Origin of the sequence: Actinomadura geliboluensis (assembly GCF_005889745.1) — a bacterium.
GTDB classification, from domain to species: Bacteria; Actinomycetota; Actinomycetes; order Streptosporangiales; family Streptosporangiaceae; genus Spirillospora; species Spirillospora geliboluensis.
The window spans coordinates 1-6,728 of record NZ_VCKZ01000468.1; the positions used below are offsets into that span (position 1 = coordinate 1).

The window sequence follows — 6,728 nt, forward strand, 5'->3', positions numbered from 1 at the left end:
GGGTTGCTCAGCTCGCCTATCCCCTCGATCCCGACGGTCACGACGTCGCCCGGCCGCAGGAAGACCTGCGGGTCGCGGGCGTAGCCGGCACCCGCGGGGGTGCCCGTCGTGATCATGTCGCCGGGGCGGAGCCGGTACCACTGCGAGCAGTAGGACACGAGCCGCGCGACACTGAAGATCATTTCGCCGGTGCTCGCCGACTGCATGACCGTCCCGTTCACCGTGGTGGTGAGCCGGAGGTCGTGTGGGTCGGCGATCTCGTCCGCCGTGGCGATCACCGGCCCGCAGGGCAGGAACGTCGGGAAGAGCTTGCCGTTGATCGCGCGTCCCCAGCCCGCCACGACGTCGACCCTGCCCTCGGCGCCGTAGAAGTCCGCGGCCCAGTCGCGCGCGGATACGTCGTTCGCTGCCGTGTACCCGGCGACGAACGCCATCGCCTCGTCCTCCGGGACGTCGTGGCAGGTGCGCCCGATCACCACGGTCAACTCGCCCTCCCAGTCGACCATGTCGGGGAACCGGCGGGGCAGCACAATCGGTCGGCCGTGCCCGGTGAGGGTTTCCAGAACCTTGACGAACACGTACGGGAACCGGGGCGCGGGCACGTTCCGCATCTCCTGAAGGTGCGTCCGGTAGTTCATGCCGGTCGACAGCACCAGCGCGGGATCCGGAATGACGGCCCGGAGCGGAGTCTCCCCGTACGGGGTGACCGTGCCCTTCTCCCGCAGGCGGGCGAGTTCGGCGTCATCGGACTCGACGGAGTCCACGATCTTCCGGAGCAGGCCGAGCGCCTCGTCGCCGCCCTCCAGGATGCCGCGCACCGAGGGCGGGACCCACCGGGCGTTCGAGCCGGACGCCGGCAGCGCGACGAGGTCGAGCACCTCGCCGGTGCCGAGGAGCACCCCGGCGTGGCCGGCCGCGCCCGCGTCGATGGTCAGCAGTTTCATCTCTTCTCCTGTCAGTGCGGCCTTCTGTCGATGCGGCCTTCTGTCGATGCGGCCTTCTGTCGATGCGGCCATCTGTCAATGCCGGTCGCAGCGGTGGAACGCCACGCGGTCCGGGTCCCACTCCAGCCCGATCCCGGGACGTCGCGGCACGACCGCCTCGCCGTCCCGGATCTCCAGGGGGTGCCGCAGCAGGGGGGCCGCCCAGTCCACGTACTCCAGCCAGTGGGCGGTGGGGCTCGCCGCCAGCAGGTGAACGCTGATCTCCGGGAACAGGTGCGAGGAAATCGGCGTGCCGCGCGCCTCGGCGAGCACCGCCGCGCGCAGCCAGCCGCTGACCCCGCCGATCCGTGCGACGTCCGGCATGACGAGGTCGCACGCGCCCCGGTCGACCGCCTCGGCCAGCTCCTCGGGACGGTTGAAGTTCTCCCCGATCTGGACCGGGACGTCGAGCGCGTCCGCCACCCGGGAGTTCCCGGCGAGATCGTCGTGTCGGACGGGCTCCTCCAGCCACGCGATGCCTTCGTCCTGCAGCGCTCGGCCACGGCAGAGCGCGTCCTCGACGGTGAGCACCTGGTTGTAGTCGACCAGCAGCTCCGCGCCGGGCACGCGGTCCCGGACCGCGCGCAGCACCGCCAAGTCCTCGGCCGGCGACGGGTGGCCGAGCCGGACCTTCAGCGCGCGGAAGCCGCCGTCCAGTAGTTCGGCGGCCTCGTCGGCCGCGGCCCGCGGCGCCATCAGGCCCAGCCCGCCGGAGTTGTACGCGGGCACCGACGCCCGGGCGCCGCCGAACAGTTCCGCGAGCGGCCGGTCCGCGCCGACGGCGAGCGCATCCCACATGGCGATGTCGATCGCGGACAGCGCCATGCGGACGACGCCCGTCACCCCCACGAGCGTCGCGCGGCGGGCCAGCTCGCCCGCCGCCTGTCCCGGGGTGACCAGACGCCCGGCGACGGATCCGGCGGCGTCGTGGAGCACGATCTCGATCGCGCGCATCGCCGCAGCGGAGTAGCAGAACAGGTACGCCCGCCCGTCGACGCCCTCCCGCGTCCTGAGGGTGCACAGGAGCAGTGGGGCCGAGCGGACCGTCGCGACACTCGTGCCGAGGGGGAACCGCATGGGGGCCTCGACGGGGACCGTCTCGACCGACTCGATGGTCAGTGCCCGCTCCACCCCGTCACCCCTCGGCCCGGCCGTCGGCGTGCAGAGCGAGGATGTCGGCGACGGCGCGGTTCAGCGGCGTGGCGACCCCCGCCTTCCGGCCGAGCTCGGCGACGCCGCCGGACAACCACCGCACTTCGAGGGGACGTCCCCGGTCGAGGTCGTGGAACAGCGACGAGGTCATGTCGTAGGCGACCTCGTCGACGAGCTTCAGGCACTCCCCCGCGTAGTCCTCGGGGAGGGCGACACCGGACGCCCGCCCGACCATGACGACCTCCCGCATGAGATCGAGCAGGAACGCCCTGGTCTGCGGGTTCTCCCGCACCGGCCCGATGGGCAGCCGGGTGGTCGCGGTCGTCGCCGACAGGCCGGTGAGGAACACGAACTTCTGCCAGATCTCCCGCCTGATGTCCGTGCTGACCTCGGCGTTGATCCCGCCCGCCGCGCACGCCTCGTGGAACGCCGCGACCCTGGCCGACGTCCGCCCGTCGAACTCGCCGAAGACCAGCCGCTGCAACGAGCCGGTCTGCGCGATCACCCCCGGCCGCGCGATGTGCGTGGCGACGTAGCCGACCCCGCCGATCACGCGCTCCGCGCCGAACGCGGCCATGAGGTAGCCGTCCTTGAGGACCCCGTTCTGGAACGACACGACCGTGGTGTCCGGCCCGACGAGCGGCCGGATCTGCTCCAGCGCCTCCTCGACACCCCACAACTTGACGCACAGCATCACCAGGTCGGTCGCGCCGACCTCCGCGGGGTCGTCGGTGGCGCGCACGTCCTGGATGTGGACGGGATGCGCGCCGCCCTCGACCCGCAGGCCGTCCCGCCGCATCGCGGCCAGATGCGCGCCGCGGGCGACGAACGTCACGTTCGCCCCGCCACGGGCCAGCAGCGCGCCGAAGAACCCGCCCACTCCCCCGGCGCCGACGATCGCGATCCTCATCGCACCACTCCCGGACGGCGCGCCCGCGGGTCCGGACGCCGCCGCGGGGGCGCCGCCGTTGGAAACGGTCATGGTCCTGCCTTTCGTCGTTGCGGCGGCCGGTCCGGCACGCCCGCGTCGGGCGCGCCGGACCGGCCGATGACTGCAAGGGTCATTTCTTTCTCAGCGGCGAGCGATAGGTCTCGGCGATCAGGTAGACGGCGACGAACGAGACCAGCGCGGCGGCGATGAGGTAGAACGCGGGGGCGATCCGGTCGCCGGTCGCGGACACCAGCCAGGTCGAGATGAACGGGGCGGACCCGCCGAATATCGCGGCCGAGACGCCGAGGCTCACGCCGATTCCCGTATAGCGGACGCGGGTCGGGAACATCTCCGTGTAGAGGGCCGTCCCGGCGCCGAACCCGAACGAGGCGAGCACGGCGAAGACCAGCTGCGCGGCCACCAGAGTGGGGAAGGTGCCCGCCGAGACGAACAGGAACAGCGGGTACGTCGCGAGCACCAGCGAGCCGTTGAAGAACAGCAGCAGAGGACGTCTGCCGAGCCGGTCCGACAGGATGCCCACCAACGGGATGAGGCAGACGACCAGGCCGAGCGCGATGGAGTTCGACAGCAGCGCCCGCGACATGGGCACGCCCAGCTCGGTGTTGGCGTAGGACGGCATGTAGACGAACAGCGTGTAGTTCGTCACCGACGTCGAGACGAAGAACCCGACGGCCTTGAGCAAGGTCCGCCAATGGGTGCGGAAGATGGTCAGCAGCGGCGCGCCGTCCACCTCCCCTTCGTCCGCCAGCTCGCGGAAGGCCGGCGTGTCGTCCAGGTTCAGCCGCAGGTAGAGCCCGATGACGGCCATCAGCCCGCCGAGCAGGAACGGAAGCCGCCAGCCCCAGGCCTGCAGGGCGTCCTCGGAAAGGGCGGTCGACAGCAGGACGCCGGAGCCCGACCCGGCGAGCAGGCCGAGGACGATCGTGAACTGCTGCCAGCTCGTGTACAGCCCCCGTTTCCCGGGCGGAGCCGACTCCGCGAGGTAGGACGACGAGCCGCCGGCCTCTCCGCCCGCAGAGAAGCCCTGCGTGAGCCGTGCCGCCACCAGCAGCACCGGCGCCCACAGGCCGATCGTCGCGAAGGACGGCAGCAGGCCGATCGCCAGGGACGCGAAGCCCATCATGAGCACCGAGACCGCGAGCGCCGTCCGCCGCCCGAGCCGGTCACCGAAGTGCCCGAACACGAACGCGCCGAGCGGCCGGGCCGCGAACGTGAGCCCGAAGGCGGCGAACGACGCCATCAGCGACGCCGTCTCGTTCTCCGAAGGGAAGAACGCCCCGGCGATGACGGTCGCGAAGAAGCCGTAGACCGAGTAGTCGAACCATTCGACGAAGTTCCCGAAGCTGCTCGCGACGACGGCGCGCCGCGACACGGGATGCCGTTCGACCGGGTCGGCGGCCTGGGCGCCGGCGCGCTTGGAGCGGCTGGGCTCCCGCGGTGTCGTGACTGACATGACCACTCCTTTCCCCCGAGTTATCGATGTGGACTAGGAAAGGTGACGCTGAATACGAGGGCCATATGAAGTGTCTGCGCCGTGTTCCGCGGACCGCGCTCATCGCGGCTCCGGGGGCCTCGGTCGGGACGATGCTAGGAACGCGATGGTGGCCTGACCACGAGATTCGGTATCACAGAATCCCGGCCGAGCGGCATTCCGGGGCGGCCTGCGGCCTGCCGGCCGGCAGCGGGTGCCGGGCGGCAGGCCGGCCGTGAACCGTCGGCCCGGCCGTGCCCGAGCCGCCTGTACCCGCGGCACGTCCTCGACCGCGAGGGCGGGCCTTCGCAGTGCGGGACGCACATGGTGCCGATCTCCATCGCGGGGCCGCGCAACGGCGACTGGATGGCCGTCCGCCGCTGCGCGCGATGCGGCGGGCTCGCGTCCAGCCCCGTCCGCGGTGACGACAGCCAGCTCATCCTGATGCGGATGGCCGTGCGCCCGGCGGCGCAGGGACGGCCCGAACGGGCGGCGTGCGGATGGCGCCGCCAAGCCCCACCCTGCGGCCGGACGGCGAATGGGTGGTCATCCATCACTGCTGTCGTGCGGCGAGCTCAGCACCAACCGCGTTACGGGAACGACGAACGCGCTCGTTCTGCTGCGGATCGCGCCGCGGCCCTGTCGAGCGACCGTCTGCGGGCCGGCGCCCCGTTGGCCGTCCAACCCGGCGGAGTCCCCGCCCGGCGGTGCCTGCCGCCGGGCGGGACGCCGCCTCCCGCTCGGGCGCGCCGCCCCCGCTCAGGCGTGTCCGCCGGCGCCGGACGGCACCATCGTGATCGCGATCGCGCCCAGCAGGGCGCACGCCCCGAACAGGTAGAAGTTCCACTGGTACGACATGCCGGTGTCGACGATCAGGCCGATCGACAGCGGGCCGACGATGGCGCCGGTGCGGCCCACGCCGAGCGTCCAGCCGAGCGCGCCGGCGCGCCGCTGCGGAGGGAAGTAGACGCCGACGAAGCTGTTGATGAGCACCTGGGTGGACACGGCCGCCGAGCCCGCGACGGCCAACAGCAGATACAGGACGAGCGTCCCGGCCGGGATGCTGAGCAGGAAGAGGGAGGTCCCGGCGGTGAGGAAGGACGCGATGGCGACGGAGCGGTATCCCAGCCGGTCCCCCACGGCCGCGATCAGGCACGAGCCGATGACCCCGCCGATGCTGAGGACCAGCAGCGCCCCGACCGCGGAGCCGAGCTCGTAGCCGGCCTCCCGCATGATCCCGGGGAGCCACGTCCCGAGGCCGTACCAGGTGAGCAGGGCCAGGAACGTGGCGACCCAGAAGCACAGCGAGGCGGTGAGGTTGCGGCCGCGGAACAGGGAGGCTGACGGCCCGACCGCGTCCTCGGCCGGGGCCTGCGACGGCAGTGGGACGCCGAACCGGCCGGCGACCGCCGCGGCCTCCTCCGTCCGTCCGCGGCTCACCAGATACTCCAAGGATTCCGGCAGGTAGCGCAGGGCGACCGGGACGATGAGGACCAGCGGCGCGGCGCCGATCATGAACAGCACCCGCCAGCCGGGCTCGGGCAGCAGCGGCAGCGACAGCATGGCCGCGAGCACCCCGCCCAGCGGGATGCCGGAGATCGCCATCGCGTAGATGAGCACGCGATGCCGGGGTGGCGCGTACTCCATCAGCAGGGCGGACGCCGTGGGGAGCAGCCCGCCGAGCCCCAGCCCGGCAAGGAAGCGCGCGATCCCGAGCACCTCGGGCGAGGGGGCGAGGGCGCTTCCGATCATGCAGAGCGAGAACCAGACGAGGCAGGTGATCAGCGGGAGCCGCCGGCCGAGGCGGTCGCTCAGCAGGCCGGTGACGATCGCGCCGATCAGCATGCCGAGGAAGGTGACCGCACCGATGACGCTCAGCCCCTTGGCCCCGACGTTCCATCCGGGCTCGTCGTCGAGGGTGGGCAGGACGCTGCCGTAGACGATCAGGTCGAAGCCGTCGGCGACGACGGCGAGCCAGCACAGGACGGTGACGAGGATCGCTGCCTTGCCGCTCGTTCCATGATGGTCCTTTTCGTGTCGCGGGGACGCTGTGGCACGTTGCATCGCGGGCTCCTCGTTCGGCGATCGCAGGGGTGGGCTGGAAAGTACGGGCACGAGTGACGGGAGCCGGAGCGGGCGGCGGGCACGGAGGACGCAGTGGGCGCGGGGC

At 72.0% G+C, this 6,728-nt stretch carries 5 protein-coding genes and 1 pseudogene; 1 reads left to right on the top strand and 5 read right to left on the bottom strand.

The annotated features are described in order from the left end of the window. From ETD96_RS38655 to ETD96_RS38670, 4 genes are all read right to left on the bottom strand, one after another. Positions 1–944, bottom strand: a 944-nt coding sequence (locus ETD96_RS38655) for a fumarylacetoacetate hydrolase family protein (RefSeq protein WP_138641454.1), incomplete at its 3' end; no start/stop codon positions are given. Positions 945–1,019: 75 nt separating this feature from the next. Continuing rightward, a complete protein-coding gene (locus ETD96_RS38660) occupies positions 1,020–2,114 on the bottom strand; it encodes an enolase C-terminal domain-like protein (RefSeq protein WP_205719677.1) in 1,095 nt (364 codons plus the stop codon). Between the two features lie 4 nt (positions 2,115–2,118). Continuing rightward, positions 2,119–3,045, bottom strand: coding sequence for a ketopantoate reductase family protein (locus tag ETD96_RS38665; protein ID WP_138641455.1), 927 nt, complete (start codon positions 3,043–3,045; stop codon positions 2,119–2,121). Positions 3,046–3,196: 151 nt separating this feature from the next. Continuing rightward, entirely contained in the window at positions 3,197–4,540 is a 1,344-nt protein-coding gene (locus tag ETD96_RS38670; RefSeq protein WP_138641456.1) for an MFS transporter, read from the bottom strand. 285 nt (positions 4,541–4,825) lie between these two features. On the opposite strand from ETD96_RS38670, the pseudogene ETD96_RS48325 reads away from it, so the two are divergent. Further along, positions 4,826–4,945, top strand: a pseudogene (locus ETD96_RS48325) (RNHCP domain-containing protein); the annotation flags it as partial. Between the two features lie 372 nt (positions 4,946–5,317). Here ETD96_RS48325 and ETD96_RS38680 read toward each other — a convergent pair. Further along, positions 5,318–6,622: an MFS transporter gene (locus ETD96_RS38680; RefSeq protein ID WP_138641457.1), complete on the bottom strand. Its 1,305-nt coding sequence runs from the start codon at positions 6,620–6,622 to the stop codon at positions 5,318–5,320. Between the last annotated feature and the right edge of the window lie 106 nt (positions 6,623–6,728).

What these genes read in the sequence shown, in the direction of transcription:
- ETD96_RS38665 (WP_138641455.1), bottom strand. Translation starts at nt 3,045, where the DNA reads ATGAGGATCGCGATCGTCGGCGCCGGGGGAGTGGGCGGGTTCTTCGGC.
- ETD96_RS38670 (WP_138641456.1), bottom strand. Translation starts at nt 4,540, where the DNA reads ATGTCAGTCACGACACCGCGGGAGCCCAGCCGCTCCAAGCGCGCCGGC.
- ETD96_RS38680 (WP_138641457.1), bottom strand. Translation starts at nt 6,622, where the DNA reads ATGCAACGTGCCACAGCGTCCCCGCGACACGAAAAGGACCATCATGGA.